The 12,409-nt window shown below is 60.8% G+C and carries 19 protein-coding genes and 2 pseudogenes; 13 read left to right on the top strand and 8 right to left on the bottom strand.

What is annotated here, in order from left to right; translation table 11 throughout:
- Both ACHFGA_RS02155 and ACHFGA_RS02160 read left to right on the top strand, forming a co-directional pair.
- A pseudogene (locus ACHFGA_RS02155) lies at positions 1–298 on the top strand (elongation factor Tu); the annotation flags it as partial.
- A 120-nt stretch (positions 299–418) separates the two neighbouring features.
- Entirely contained in the window at positions 419–1,120 is a 702-nt protein-coding gene (locus ACHFGA_RS02160) for a hypothetical protein (protein WP_394280816.1), read from the top strand.
- On the opposite strand, the gene ACHFGA_RS02165 is transcribed toward ACHFGA_RS02160, so the two are convergent.
- Genes ACHFGA_RS02165 through ACHFGA_RS02190 form a run of 6 tightly spaced genes read right to left on the bottom strand, consistent with a single transcriptional unit; the run spans position 1,117 to position 3,818 of the window.
- The gene (locus tag ACHFGA_RS02165; protein WP_394280817.1) at positions 1,117–1,674 is read right to left on the bottom strand and encodes a hypothetical protein; all 558 of its coding nucleotides are present in this window, start codon (positions 1,672–1,674) and stop codon (positions 1,117–1,119) included. The genes ACHFGA_RS02160 and ACHFGA_RS02165 overlap by 4 nt on opposite strands.
- Positions 1,671–2,234: a DUF6286 domain-containing protein gene (locus tag ACHFGA_RS02170; RefSeq protein WP_394280818.1), complete on the bottom strand. Its 564-nt coding sequence runs from the start codon at positions 2,232–2,234 to the stop codon at positions 1,671–1,673. Before ACHFGA_RS02170 ends, ACHFGA_RS02165 begins: the two co-directional genes overlap by 4 nt.
- Positions 2,231–2,803, bottom strand: coding sequence for an Asp23/Gls24 family envelope stress response protein (locus tag ACHFGA_RS02175; protein ID WP_394280819.1), 573 nt, complete (start codon positions 2,801–2,803; stop codon positions 2,231–2,233). The genes ACHFGA_RS02170 and ACHFGA_RS02175 overlap by 4 nt, the downstream gene beginning before the upstream one ends.
- Positions 2,800–3,003, bottom strand: coding sequence for a DUF2273 domain-containing protein (locus ACHFGA_RS02180; protein WP_018581616.1), 204 nt, complete (start codon positions 3,001–3,003; stop codon positions 2,800–2,802). Before ACHFGA_RS02180 ends, ACHFGA_RS02175 begins: the two co-directional genes overlap by 4 nt.
- Positions 3,000–3,344: a hypothetical protein gene (locus ACHFGA_RS02185; protein WP_394280820.1), complete on the bottom strand. Its 345-nt coding sequence runs from the start codon at positions 3,342–3,344 to the stop codon at positions 3,000–3,002. The genes ACHFGA_RS02180 and ACHFGA_RS02185 overlap by 4 nt, the downstream gene beginning before the upstream one ends.
- Before the next feature lie 9 nt (positions 3,345–3,353).
- Positions 3,354–3,818, bottom strand: a complete 465-nt coding sequence (locus tag ACHFGA_RS02190) for an Asp23/Gls24 family envelope stress response protein (RefSeq protein WP_018581618.1) — start codon at positions 3,816–3,818, stop codon at positions 3,354–3,356.
- Positions 3,819–4,523: 705 nt separating this feature from the next.
- Here ACHFGA_RS02190 and rpsJ point away from each other — a divergent pair.
- Genes rpsJ through rpsQ form a run of 11 tightly spaced genes read left to right on the top strand, consistent with a single transcriptional unit; the run spans position 4,524 to position 9,717 of the window.
- Positions 4,524–4,829, top strand: a complete 306-nt coding sequence (gene rpsJ, locus ACHFGA_RS02195) for a 30S ribosomal protein S10 (protein WP_018297782.1) — start codon at positions 4,524–4,526, stop codon at positions 4,827–4,829.
- 39 nt (positions 4,830–4,868) lie between these two features.
- Positions 4,869–5,525: a 50S ribosomal protein L3 gene (rplC, locus tag ACHFGA_RS02200; protein WP_394280821.1), complete on the top strand. Its 657-nt coding sequence runs from the start codon at positions 4,869–4,871 to the stop codon at positions 5,523–5,525.
- Complete coding sequence (gene rplD / locus ACHFGA_RS02205; RefSeq protein WP_394280822.1) at positions 5,522–6,187, top strand: 50S ribosomal protein L4; 666 nt, start codon at positions 5,522–5,524, stop codon at positions 6,185–6,187. The genes rplC and rplD overlap by 4 nt, the downstream gene beginning before the upstream one ends.
- The gene (gene rplW / locus ACHFGA_RS02210) at positions 6,187–6,489 is read left to right on the top strand and encodes a 50S ribosomal protein L23 (RefSeq protein ID WP_018581621.1); all 303 of its coding nucleotides are present in this window, start codon (positions 6,187–6,189) and stop codon (positions 6,487–6,489) included. The genes rplD and rplW overlap by 1 nt, the downstream gene beginning before the upstream one ends.
- A 33-nt stretch (positions 6,490–6,522) precedes the next feature.
- Positions 6,523–7,359: a 50S ribosomal protein L2 gene (gene rplB, locus ACHFGA_RS02215; protein WP_018581622.1), complete on the top strand. Its 837-nt coding sequence runs from the start codon at positions 6,523–6,525 to the stop codon at positions 7,357–7,359.
- A 16-nt stretch (positions 7,360–7,375) separates the two neighbouring features.
- The gene (gene rpsS / locus ACHFGA_RS02220) at positions 7,376–7,651 is read left to right on the top strand and encodes a 30S ribosomal protein S19 (RefSeq protein ID WP_018581623.1); all 276 of its coding nucleotides are present in this window, start codon (positions 7,376–7,378) and stop codon (positions 7,649–7,651) included.
- Between the two features lie 3 nt (positions 7,652–7,654).
- Entirely contained in the window at positions 7,655–8,026 is a 372-nt protein-coding gene (gene rplV, locus ACHFGA_RS02225) for a 50S ribosomal protein L22 (protein WP_018581624.1), read from the top strand.
- Positions 8,026–8,769 carry a 30S ribosomal protein S3 gene (rpsC, locus tag ACHFGA_RS02230; protein WP_018581625.1) on the top strand — a complete coding sequence of 248 codons (744 nt, stop codon included), beginning with the start codon at positions 8,026–8,028 and terminating at the stop codon, positions 8,767–8,769. The genes rplV and rpsC overlap by 1 nt, the downstream gene beginning before the upstream one ends.
- Before the next feature lie 5 nt (positions 8,770–8,774).
- Positions 8,775–9,191, top strand: coding sequence for a 50S ribosomal protein L16 (gene rplP, locus ACHFGA_RS02235; RefSeq protein ID WP_018581626.1), 417 nt, complete (start codon positions 8,775–8,777; stop codon positions 9,189–9,191).
- Complete coding sequence (rpmC, locus tag ACHFGA_RS02240) at positions 9,191–9,421, top strand: 50S ribosomal protein L29 (protein ID WP_018581627.1); 231 nt, start codon at positions 9,191–9,193, stop codon at positions 9,419–9,421. Before rplP ends, rpmC begins: the two co-directional genes overlap by 1 nt.
- A gap of 2 nt (positions 9,422–9,423) precedes the next feature.
- Positions 9,424–9,717, top strand: a complete 294-nt coding sequence (gene rpsQ / locus ACHFGA_RS02245; RefSeq protein ID WP_018581628.1) for a 30S ribosomal protein S17 — start codon at positions 9,424–9,426, stop codon at positions 9,715–9,717.
- Between the two features lie 102 nt (positions 9,718–9,819).
- On the opposite strand, the gene ACHFGA_RS02250 is transcribed toward rpsQ, so the two are convergent.
- Positions 9,820–11,421, bottom strand: a complete 1,602-nt coding sequence (locus ACHFGA_RS02250; protein WP_394280823.1) for a GTPase — start codon at positions 11,419–11,421, stop codon at positions 9,820–9,822.
- Positions 11,414–12,409, bottom strand: a pseudogene (locus tag ACHFGA_RS02255) (ABC transporter); the annotation flags it as partial. The pseudogene ACHFGA_RS02255 and the gene ACHFGA_RS02250, both read right to left, overlap by 8 nt.

The following is a 12,409-nucleotide window of genomic DNA, read 5'->3' on the forward strand; positions in this document are numbered from 1 at the left end:
CAACTCCATCAAGCCCCACACCAAGTTCAAGGGTCAGGTTTACGTTCTGTCCAAGGAAGAAGGCGGCCGTCACACCCCGTTCTTCAACAACTACCGTCCTCAGTTCTACTTCCGTACCACTGACGTGACCGGCATTGTCAAGCTGCCAGAGGGCACCGAGATGGTCATGCCAGGCGACAACGTCGACATGTCCGTCGAGCTGATCCAGCCTGTCGCAATGGACGAGGGCCTGCGCTTCGCTATCCGCGAGGGCTCCCGTACCGTTGGTGCAGGCCGCGTCACCAAGATCATTGAGTGATCCAACTGACGCGCTAGGCACCTAGCGTTAACGCCTAACGCCGCCAGACACATTGTGTTCGGCGGCGTTTTGCTTTGCCTGGCTCAAGATAGCGCGCGCACCCGCGTAGGATTAACCCTCATGGAAGATCCCACCCGCATCCCGCGAGTCCTCGAAGAGTTACGCACCACGTGGGAAGGCCAGCCCAACATAAGTCTTCCCACCCTCTTCGGCATCTTAGCCAATAGGGGAGTGGCCTGGGGAACTACCGACGAGGAACTCATCGCCGCCCTGCGTGAAGAAGCCCTACGCTACCCCGCTGACTTGCCACGCGACGAATCGGGGCGCGCCGCAACTTCCGCGCTGGTCACCACGACCAATCCGGACTTGCGCGTCACATGCACTCCCACTGAAGTTATCGTCCGGGCAGCATCTGAGCCTCAGCGACAGCCAGGTGTGTGGAGCTACGCCGCTCTACGACCCACAGGACCAGGTCGACTGCTTGTGCTGACTGATCACGAGGGCATTGAGCACAAGCTCGGAGTCGTCACAATCATAACAGTGCTTGACGACGAAAAGACGCGCGCGACCACTCTCGACGGGTTAGAGCGAGCCGACAGGGACAACAGGGAATGGTTGATCACCACTACTGATGGGCGGCGCCATGTGCTCGGGCACTCGCTATCTACCTGGGATGTCCATCGCAGACACGTGGACACCTCTACGAAGAAGTGGACCCGCGTGGTCACTTGTAGCGTCGGGCAGCCGTTGGTGGTGGCCACGCCACAAGGGCAGCAGCAGAAGCTGGGTGTCGTCGACACGGTCGTCCTGCTGGAAGACTAAAGCTCCACGCTGGAGAGATGCAGTTTGTAGACCGTGTCGATGTCCATGTCCTCGACTGCATCCCGCAGATCAACTTCCACTGCGTCGATCAGGTCGACGATCGCCTGGAGATCCGCGGAGGGGTCGGTGTCAAGGGTAAAGGTAATCGTCGGGCGCTTCCCGATGGTTGCTACAGACGTATCCACCTTGTTGATGGCCTCGTTCTGGCAGAGGTAGTTGCCGATGGCTTGGGCAAACTTCGCCACGTGAATCGTGGTTGTCCCAGGATCGTCCTCGTCGGTGACTTCGCGCTTCGAGAATCCTCGGCCGCGCAAATTGTTCACCATCATTGAAACACCACCGATGATCAGCAGCGCAGCAAGCGCGATGAGCACCCAGATATACCAGCCGTTGTCAGCGACATCGGTCAGCACTGAACGGTCGATGCCGCGCAGCCAGTCGCTGACGTAGGGGATGTCGAAATACAGCCCAACGGGGACCAGCCCTGCAACCAGAAGCAGGACGCCGGCAACGAAGATGGTCAGGCGGTCGATGACAGCAAGAGAGGTTTTCACTGGACCTCCCGGGGCTCAACGGGGTCCACCTGCACGGAGATCCGCGGAGGCTTCTCCAACACAGCTAGTTCGGAACGCAGAGAATTCTGGATCTCTTCAGCAAGCTCCTCGCTGCCATCGCTGTGGGCCATCGCAACGGTCAAGCGCTTGCGGTTGGCGCGCGAGCTGATGTCGTCAGAGCCGAAATCGCGACGCACAGCTGCGGTAGATTTTCGCGCGACATCCACAGGCCGCATCCACACCGAAGAATTCGCAGCCACGCGCATGTGGGTGCGCCGGCGCGGCCGCAGCGCAGCAACCATCAGCCACAGGCCCACCAGCGCGACCACCACGCCGATGACAACGCCAAGCACGTCGACCTCGGCGGTAGCCAAGAACTCAAGCGCAGTGGCGATCCAGCCTTCAGCCGGGTCGGTGCCCTTAAAGAGGAACCACGCGTCACGGATCGCAATGCCGGCAAGGATCAGCAGCACTATCCCAAGGACGACAGTGAGCACTCGCGCAGCGGGATGGGGCCGGGGCTCTGCACCTACACCTGTGCCTTTACCGAGTGTACTCATACCAATTCTCCTATCGGTGACACGGTAATCGGACGCAACGGGAGAGGTTGAGGCACCGTCGGTGGCCGCAGTGGGCGCGGGGGCTTAACGACGATCGGTCGCAGCGGTGCATGCTGCTTCACCTGGAAGGAGCGCGGTGTCCTCGTCGATACGCGAATAGGTGTGGTCCATACCGTTGGACTGTGCTCTGCGAGTTGCTGGCGGGTGATGCGGTGGCCTTCGGAGCATTCGGCAAAGGTGGAGACGGTGATGTTGATGCGGGCGACCTCAAAACCCGTCATGCGGTAGACATGCTCGCTGACCGTTTCGCGCACGCGCTCCACGATTGCGCGAGCCGGGGCAGGGAACTGGAGTGCTAGTTCTGCGTCAAAAGACACCTTCTTGCTGGGCCGGTCCATAATCGCCACATACTTCGGAAGCCGGCTGCCGGCCAGTCCCGCAAGTTTCGCGTCCCGGGTGATGGCACCGGGGACGGTTTCGGTGGCTGCGACGGCGATCTTTTCGAAGATGCGCTCGGCGATACGGGTGGTGTGTTCGTCGTGAAGCTGTTCGTTCTCGGGCGTACTCATGAGCTTCGCCCTTTACCGGACAGCGTGCTGATCATCTCCGCGACGTCTAGCTTGCCGTCAAGCTGGGCGCCGACGACGCCACCGATCGCTCCGAATAGCAAGACCCACAATGGCCCGGACCAGCCGCCGATGATGACGGAAAAGGCCAGCACTACGCCGATGACAATGCCGAGTAGCGTTTTGTTCTCAAAGTTTTTCATAGCTGCCTCTTTGCTTCATTATCAGGCCCGGAAGCGCCCTGCGAGCTGGAGATGACATCGCCGATGGTCACGTCCACCATGTTCAGCCCGGTGGCGTTGCGGACGGTATGGCGCACGGCCTCGGCGACGTCATACACGTTGCGTCCGGCATCGACATCCACCACGACGTGGGCCTCCAAGCCTTCCTCACCGTCGCGCGCAAGCGGCTTCAGGCCAACCACCCGCTCATGGGGGTAGAGCAGCGCCACTTCGCCGTAGCGCCCGGGGTGCATGGCGGCTACACCGTCGATAGCCAGAACGGCCGCCTGGGCGACTGTTGCATCGTCGATATCAATAATCATCTGTGGGGATTACTGTTCTACCTGCTTGTAGTCCTCGCCGTTGTCATCCAGGTTCGGCAGGTGGACGTCATGGACGGTCACATCGACCTTGTCGACGATCAAACCGGTCATCCGAGTAATAGCCGTCATGATGTTCTGGCGGATCGCCTGTGCCAGCTCGTGGATAGCCACACCGTACTCAGCGATGATCGCAACACCCACGGAGACGTGTCCCTCAACCACCTCGACGGTTACTCCCTGCTGGACATTCGAGGACGCGGTCAGGGATTCGCGGATCGCGCCCACCATGCGAGCGGCGCCACCGCCAAGGTTGTAGACACCAGAGACCTCGCGCGCGGCCAAGCCGGCGATCTTGCCCACCACGGTGTCCTCAATAATGGTGGTGCCGTATTCCGTCACTAGGTTGAGGTTGGGTTCGCGCGGCGGGGTAGGGTCCTTGGGTGTTGGGGTATCGGGGGTAGTGGACGAAGTCATGAGTAACCTTTCAAAACGCTCAAACTGTGAACACTGTGAACTCAGTCTCTGAATGTGTGGGATTGGGTGCACTTTCGGCGCGCCATGTGTCGTCGAAAAGCCCGCTCAACCGCGAAACACATCGATAGCACTAACTCTACAGAATTTGGCTGCGGGCGTTATTTGTCTTTTCGGGTCAAAGCATGCTTTAATACACGGGTTGCTTTAACAACGCCGAACGCGTTCATGGCAGACATGCTGTGAGCTATTCGGTGCTGGTGAGGCGAACATGACACCTTTGCACAGGGAATCGTCGCTAGGCGGGAACCTGACGAAGGCTCCGAGATCGGGTACAGGCCAATGCGCACTTCCGAGACCGGGGACCGGAGAAGGGGCATGGCAAATAAACAGCGGCAGTACGTAAGGCACACGCTTTCTATCTCCTGGGAAACCTGGGGGCAGGACGTTTCCTTCCGAGTCTGACATCCCGCGCTCGACGCTTATCGACGAGCACGTGGCGGCAGCACTGATTGGCGCGCGTTTATTCGCTCGCTCCAGTTATCTACCGGGTCGTGTCAAGACAGTCATCAAGAATAAGACACTGGCGTTGGAGCCGTGGCCTAGTCCCGGACAACGTTATAGAGAAATCGAGAAGCTAAACCGCTTCACCTACGTTTCACCCAGGTGGGACGCAGTAAGTGGAGCGAATGCGAGGAAGAGGAAAGCGTGGCGGGACAAAAGATCCGCATTCGGCTGAAGGCCTACGACCACGAAGCCATCGACGCATCTGCAAAGAAGATCGTCGAAACGGTCACCCGCACGGGTGCACGTGTCGTTGGACCTGTGCCATTGCCAACCGAAAAGAACGTATGGGCCGTTATTCGTTCTCCACACAAATACAAGGACTCTCGCGAGCACTTCGAGATGCGCACTCACAAGCGCCTGATCGACATCCTCGACCCAACCCCGAAGACCGTTGACGCTCTGATGCGCATCGATCTTCCGGCCAGCGTCGACGTGAACATTCAGTAATCGCTGATCCCCGAAGACTTTTGTAGCGGAGAACAAACAATGACTAACACAGAGATCAAGGGCATTCTGGGCAAAAAGCTCGGCATGACTCAGATCTTCGACGACGAAAACCGTGTTATCCCGGTGACCGTCGTGGAAGCTGGGCCGTGCGTGGTTACCCAGATTCGCACCGAAGAAGTTGATGGCTACAACGCCATCCAGATCGCCTACGGCGAGATCGACCCCCGTAAGGCAAACAAGCCAGCAGCTGGCCACTTCAAGAAGGCAGGCGTGACCCCACGCCGCTACGTAGCAGAGCTTCGCATGGACGACGTCTCTGGCTACGAGCTTGGCCAGGAATTCACCGTGGATATCTTCGAAGGCGAGTCCTTCGTTGACGTCACCGGTACCACCAAGGGCCACGGCTTCGCAGGCGCTATGAAGCGTCACGGCTTCGCCGGCCAGGGTGCTGCACACGGTAACCAGGCGGCACACCGCCGCGTTGGTTCCATCGGCCAGTCCGCAACCCCAGGACGTGTGTTCAAGGGCAAGCGCATGGCAGGCCGCATGGGTGGAAACAAGGTGACCACTCAGAACCTGAAGATTCAGAAGATCGACGGTGAATCCAACCTGATCCTCATCAAGGGTGCTATCCCTGGTGCTAAGGGCAGCGTTGTTACCGTCAAGACCGCAGTGAAGGGCGGTGCTCACGCATGACCAACCTGACTCTTGACGTCCACACCGCTGACGGAAAGACCAATGGAACCGTTGAGCTTCCGGCAGAACTGTTCGACCGCGAAGCTTCCATCCCACTGATGCACCAAGTTGTCACCGCACAGCTTGCTGCAGCGCGCCAGGGTACTCACAAGGTGAAGACCCGCGCAGAGGTACGTGGCGGCGGCCGCAAGCCGTACCGTCAGAAGGGTACCGGTCGCGCTCGTCAGGGCTCGATCCGTGCACCTCAGTACACCGGTGGCGGCATCGTTCACGGACCAGTGCCACGCGATTACTCGCAGCGCACCCCGAAGAAGATGATCAAGGCTGCTTTGGCTGGCGCTCTGACCGACCGCGCCCGCAACGCACGTATCCACGTCGTTGAGGAGCTCGTCCCAGGCCAGAAGCCATCCACCAAGGAAGCTCGCGCATTCATCGAGCGTCTGACGGACCGTAAGAATGTTCTGCTGGTCGTCGGCCGCGAGGACGTGAACTCTCGTCGCAGCGCAAACAACCTGCCGAACGTTCACATCCTCGAGCCAGCGCAGCTGAACACCTACGACGTCCTCAAGTCGGACGATGTCGTGTTCTCCGTCGAGGCTCTGCACACCCTGTCCCAGCGCTCCGGTGCTGCACAGGATGAGAAGGTCAAGGAGGCGAACTAATGGCTAAGACCGTTAACCCACGCGACATCATCATCGCACCAGTGCTGTCTGAGAAGACCTACGCACTGATGGAGCAGGACACCTACACCTTCCTGGTGGACCGTTCTGCAAACAAGACCCAGATCAAGATTGCCGTGGAGGACATCTTCGGCGTCTCGGTGGCGTCCGTGAACACCGTGAACCGTGAGGGCAAGCGCAAGCGCTCCCGCACCGGTTTCGGTAAGCGCAACGACACCAAGCGCGCATATGTTACTCTCCGCGATGGCAGCGACTCCATCGATATCTTCGGCGGCAACCTCTAAGCCCGCCCAAGACTTCGAAGTAAAGGACATATTATGGCTATTCGTAAGTACAAGCCGACAACCCCGGGTCGCCGCGCCAGCTCCGTTTCCGAGTTCAGCGAGATCACTCGCTCCACTCCGGAACGTACCCTGCTGGCTCCGCTCCCGAAGAAGGCTGGCCGCAACAAAAAGGGCCACATCACTACCCGTCACCGCGGCGGCGGCCACAAGCGTCGCTACCGCATCATCGACTTCCGTCGTAATGACAAGGACGGCGTAGAGGCAAAGGTCGCTCACATCGAGTACGACCCGAACCGCACCGCAAACATTGCACTGCTGCACTACTTTGATGGCGAGAAGCGTTACATCATCGCCCCAAAGGGCCTGAAGCAGGGCATGATTCTCGAATCCGGTCCAAACGCAGACATCAAGGTGGGCAACAACCTGCCACTGCGCAACATCCCGACCGGTACCACCATCCACGCAGTAGAGCTGAAGCCAGGCGCAGGTGCAAAGCTTGCACGTTCCGCCGGCGCTTCGATCCAGCTGCTGGGTAAGGAAGGCACCTACGCTGTTCTGCGTATGCCATCCTCCGAAATCCGCCGCGTGGACATCCGCTGCCGCGCCACCATCGGTGAGGTCGGCAACGCTGACCAGATCAACATCCGCTGGGGTAAGGCTGGCCGTATGCGCTGGAAGGGCTGGCGCCCAACGGTCCGCGGTGTCGTTATGAACCCTGTGGATCACCCACACGGTGGTGGTGAAGGTAAGACTTCCGGTGGTCGTCACCCAGTGTCCCCTTGGGGCCAGAAGGAAGTTCGTACCCGCAAGCCAAACCGTTATTCCAACAACATGATTGTTCGTCGTCGTCGTTCGAACAAGAGCCGCTAAGAGGAGGTAAACAGACATGCCACGCAGCCTAAAGAAGGGCCCGTTCGTCGATGAGCACCTCCTCAACAAGGTTGATGCTCAGAACGAGAAGAACACCAAGCAGGTCATCAAGACCTGGTCTCGCCGTTCGACCATTCTCCCTGACTTCATTGGCCACACTTTCGCCGTCCATGACGGCCGCAAGCACGTGCCAGTGTTCGTCGATGAGTCCATGGTCGGCCACAAGCTCGGCGAGTTTGCACCAACAAAGACTTTTAAGGGTCACGTCAAGGACCAGAAGGGACGTCGATAAGCGATGAGTGACACCATCACCTCCGCAAGCGCGACGGCCAAGTACGTCCGCATCTCTCAGATGAAGGTCAACCGAGTCCTGGATCTCGTCCGCGGCAAGTCCGTGTCCGAGGCCCTGGCTATTCTGAAGTACGCACCTCAGGGCGCAGCAAAGCCTGTCGCTAAGGTCGTCGCTTCGGCAGCAGCCAACGCCGAGAACAACTTCGGCCTGGACCCACGCACCCTCGTCGTATCCGAGTGCTACGCGACCGAAGGCCCAACCATGCGCCGCTACCAGCCGCGTGCACAGGGCCGCGCCTTCCAGATCCGTAAGCGCACCTCCCACATCACTGTTGTCGTCGCGTCGGAAGACGCAGCCAAGGAAGGGGCTAAGTAATGGGTCAGAAAATCCACCCACACGGCCTACGGTTGGGAATTACCGCAGACTGGAAGTCCCACTGGTACGCCGACAAGAACTACTCTGAGTACGTCGCTGAAGACATCAAGATCCGCGAGTTCCTGTCCACCGGACTGGACCGCGCAGGTATCGCCGATGTTGTCATCGAGCGCACTCGCGACCGTGTCCGCGTCGACATTCACACCGCCCGCCCGGGCATCGTGATTGGCCGCCGCGGCTCCGAGGCTGACCGCATTCGCCGCGAGCTGGAGAAGCTCACCGGCAAGATGGTTGCGCTGAACATCCTCGAGGTCAAGAACGTCGACGCCAACGCTAACCTCGTTGCGCAGTCGATCGCTGAGCAGCTGGTCAACCGTGTCGCATTCCGTCGTGCAATGCGCAAGTCGATCCAGTCCGCTATGCGTCAGCCACAGGTCAAGGGCATCAAGGTGCTCTGCTCCGGCCGTCTCGGTGGCGCAGAAATGTCCCGCGTTGAGCGTTACCACGAAGGCCGCGTTCCACTGCACACCCTGCGTGCAGAAATCGACTACGGCTTCGCAGAGGCTCATACCACCTTCGGCCGCATCGGGGTGAAGGTCTGGATCTACAAGGGCGACGTCGTTGGCGGCGTCCGTGAGTCCGAACTCAACGCACCGAACAATGAGCGTCGTGGCCGTGGCGATCGTCGCCCACGCCGCGGTGGCCAGCGCCGTCAGCGCGCTGAGCAGAAGAAGGAGGCATAAACCTTATGCTTATCCCTAAGCGCGTTAAGTACCGTCGCCAGCACCGTCCGACCCGTTCGGGCGTGTCCAAGGGCGGTAACAAGATTCAGTTCGGTGACTACGCAATCCAGGCTCTGGAGCCTGCATACGTCACCAACCGTCAGATCGAGGCCGGCCGTATTGCCATCAACCGCCACGTCAAGCGTGGTGGCAAGGTCTGGATCACGATCTTCCCGGACCGTCCACTGACCCAGAAGCCGCTCGGCGTTCGTATGGGTTCCGGTAAGGGCCCTGTCGAGAAGTGGGTTGCCAACGTCAAGCCTGGCCGCATCCTGTTTGAGATGTCCTACCCAGATGACAGCGTTGCAGTGGAAGCACTGCGCCGCGCAGCTCAGAAGCTGCCGATGAAGGTCCGCATCATTTCGAAGGAGGACCAGTACTAATGGCTGCAGGAACCCCCGCACACGAATTCCGCGAGCTGTCCAACGACGAGCTCAACGAGCGTCTGGCAGAGGCAAAGGAAGAGCTGTTCAACCTGCGCTTCCAGCTTGCTACCGGCCAGCTGACCAACAACCGCCGTATCTCCACGGTCAAGCGCGACATCGCACGTATCTACACTGTGCTTCGCGAGCGTGAGCTCGGCCTGTCCGTCGTCCCGGGAGCTGAGGCTTAGATATGAGTGAGGCAAACGTGACTGAAACCACCGAACAGAACGACTCCCAGGGCGCTCGCAAGATTCGCCGTGGCTACGTCGTCTCCGACAAGATGGACAAGACCATTGTTGTACAGCTGGAGGACCGCAAGTCCCACGCCCTGTACGGCAAGATCATGCGCCAGTCCAAGCGCGTGAAGGCACACGACGAAGAGAACACCGCCGGCGTTGGCGATATGGTTCGCATTCAGGAGTGCCGCCCACTGTCCAAGGACAAGCACTTCACCCTGATCGAGATCGTCGAGAGGGCACGCTAAGGACTCGTCGCTTATCGACGAACCCCTGAACCCGGCCCATTACCTCATGGAGGTGGTGGGCCGGGTTTTGCGTTACCTGACGCATGCGCCGATCGTGGTGGGTTAACCGCGGTTGCCGGCGGCGGTCCTGATGGCATCGTGGAACTGTCGGTACTCCTCACGCACCGTATTCAGCGGGGCAACAACTTGCTGCTCGGACATGGCGGCGACGTTGTTGCGCAATGCGCGGCGGGTGCGCCTTTTAATCCCAGAGCCGATCACCCCGCCGAACACGGCTGACACGAGGCCTAACACAATGCCCAGCAGTAGCCCGCCCAAGATCAGCAAGGTAGGGATGGGCCAGCCCTCAACGTCAGGAACCAGATCAGGCCCCAACAGCGGGTCGAGGGCTCCGGGGATAAAGACCACGGCCAGATACCACAGCACGCCGATCAGGGCGGCGAGCAGCGCGAGCCACTGGATCACGGTGAGCAGGCCCCACGCCTTCGATGGCTGTGCGGGAAGCCTGGTGGCGGCGACCACGCGGTCAAGGTGCAAGGGCATGTCGTCGTTAATGTCTTCTGCCTTGTCAGCCACCGAGGATGCCCAGGCACCGGGCAGCCCTTCGGCAACGGCAGCGGCGTAACCACGCACGCCTTTGTTAGCGACAGCACGGCTGGATGCATCCAGTTCTGGCCGAGAGGTACGGTGCACACCGAGCTCGTCGGCTTCGTCGCGAAGCCCCATGCGGCGCAGGGGATCGGGGCGCAGTCTGGTGATCCAGGAGGTCAGCAGCCAGCCGGTGCGTTCCCCGAGGCGTTTGCGGTAGGCCTTCGCGGTGGCATCGCTGATGAAGTCGGCGCCTGCGGCCTGGGTGAGGATCGTGTCCATCTCTCGTTTAGCGGATTTCGGCACCGCCTTGGTGGCTTCGCTGGAGACCCACGGCTGGGCCACGGATTGCAGGTTGGCCTCGATGCGCTTGGTCTGGGCGGAGTGGGCGGTGGCTACGCGCGCGATGGCAGTCCGGACCTTCTCGACACCTGCGCCAGTCTTCGCGGAGACCGGGATGACCGTGACCTTCTTCAGGCCGTCCTCGCGCAGCAACTCCCCGAAGGAATTTGCAACGACCTTCTGGTCCTCGGACTTGAGCAGGTCCGCCTTGTTCAACACCGCCAGAGTCACCGCAGAGTGGGCCGCATGCGGGCGGATGAAGTGGTCGTGGATCACGCTGTCGGCATACTTTTCGGGGTCGGTCACCCACACCAGCACATCGACCTGCCCGGCCAGGCGGGTAGTGATTTCCCGGTGGACCGGTTCGACCGAGTCAAAGTCCGGTAGGTCCAGAAGGATCAATGGGCCGGCGCCAGGGGCGAATTCCCCCTCGCGGTTGCGGCGATCCTCCACCTCCAGCCAGTCCAGCAGCTCCTCTGAACCGCGCGGCTCCCAGACTGCGGCCAGTGGGGAAGAGGTGGTGGGCCGGCGCGCCGCGGCTTTGCCTAGGTCCTCGCCCACGACTGCGTTGAACAGGGACGTCTTGCCCGAACCCGTCGCCCCGAAGAACCCGACCACGGTGTGTTCGGCAGACAGCGCGCGGCGTTCGGCGCCCGACTGCGCCACGGATTCCAAACGGTCGAGCTCGTCCGGGGTGAGGTAGCCGTCGCCCAGCTCCACCGCGAGGTCAAGCACTGCTAGTCGCTCGTTCAAGGTGGGGGTGGATTTAAACATCGGTATCCACCTCCGCAGCAGCTGCGCGCAGTTCTTCCGACGAGGCCCCGGCCACCAGCGGTGCCAGCACCTCGTTATAGCGCGCCTGTTCGTCGTCGTAAAGCGCAGCCAGGCGCTGGTCGAGGTCCTCACGCGCCCACCTGGCCATGCGGCGCACGGTGTCCTCGCCAAAAATGGTCTCCAGCAGTTTCTGTCCCACCACGGCGGAGCCACCGGCAATGGCCAGTTCGCCGCCGGTCAGACCGGCCGTGGAGGCAAAGACCACCAGCATCAGCGCCACGGTCACCACGTTCAGGCCCAGCGAGAGCACGCGCGCACGCATGCGCTTTTCACCGGCGGTGTCTTGAATATGTTCCATCAGCGCGGACTGCCACTCGCGCACAAGTTGCGCCGCCCGCTCGGAAAGATCATCGCTTGACGACGACAGGGCGGGGTCAGCCTCGGCCCGTAGCTGTGGTGCCACCTGGCCCAGATGTGACCAGGTGCGGGTGGCTGCGGTGTCACCGGCATCGACGATGACGGCGTGCAGGCCGGTCTCGATCTCCGTCTCCACCTCCTGCACCGGGGCTGGCTGGCCGGTGAAGAAGCTGCCAATCCGGTCCACGGCCATGGAATACCAGCGCTCGATGGTGCGAAACGCATCGGAAGTGCCGACAAAGTCCTGCCAGCGCTGCAGTACCTCGGTGCGCAGAAGTTTGCCATCGCTGGTGGCGTCGATGACGTGCTGGGTCGCACGCGTATAGGTCGCCTCGATGGCCTCACCCAGCTGGGCGGCGAACTGTTCGTTGTTCTCCTTCTGTGCCACCACTTCGTCGACACGTGTCAAGAGTGTGCGCAGCGCGCCCTGCACGGTCTTGGCGGCCATCGCGCGGCGTGCCGACGCATCACCGGCCAGATGCTGCAGGTGCTCGCGAATGGGAGCGATGGGGGCGTCCGGAAGGAAGGTGTCAAAATCGATGATGTAGGGGACCACGAACATGGTGGAATC

The sequence above is a fragment of the Corynebacterium sp. genome (assembly GCF_043426755.1).
Taxonomy (GTDB): domain Bacteria; phylum Actinomycetota; class Actinomycetes; order Mycobacteriales; family Mycobacteriaceae; genus Corynebacterium.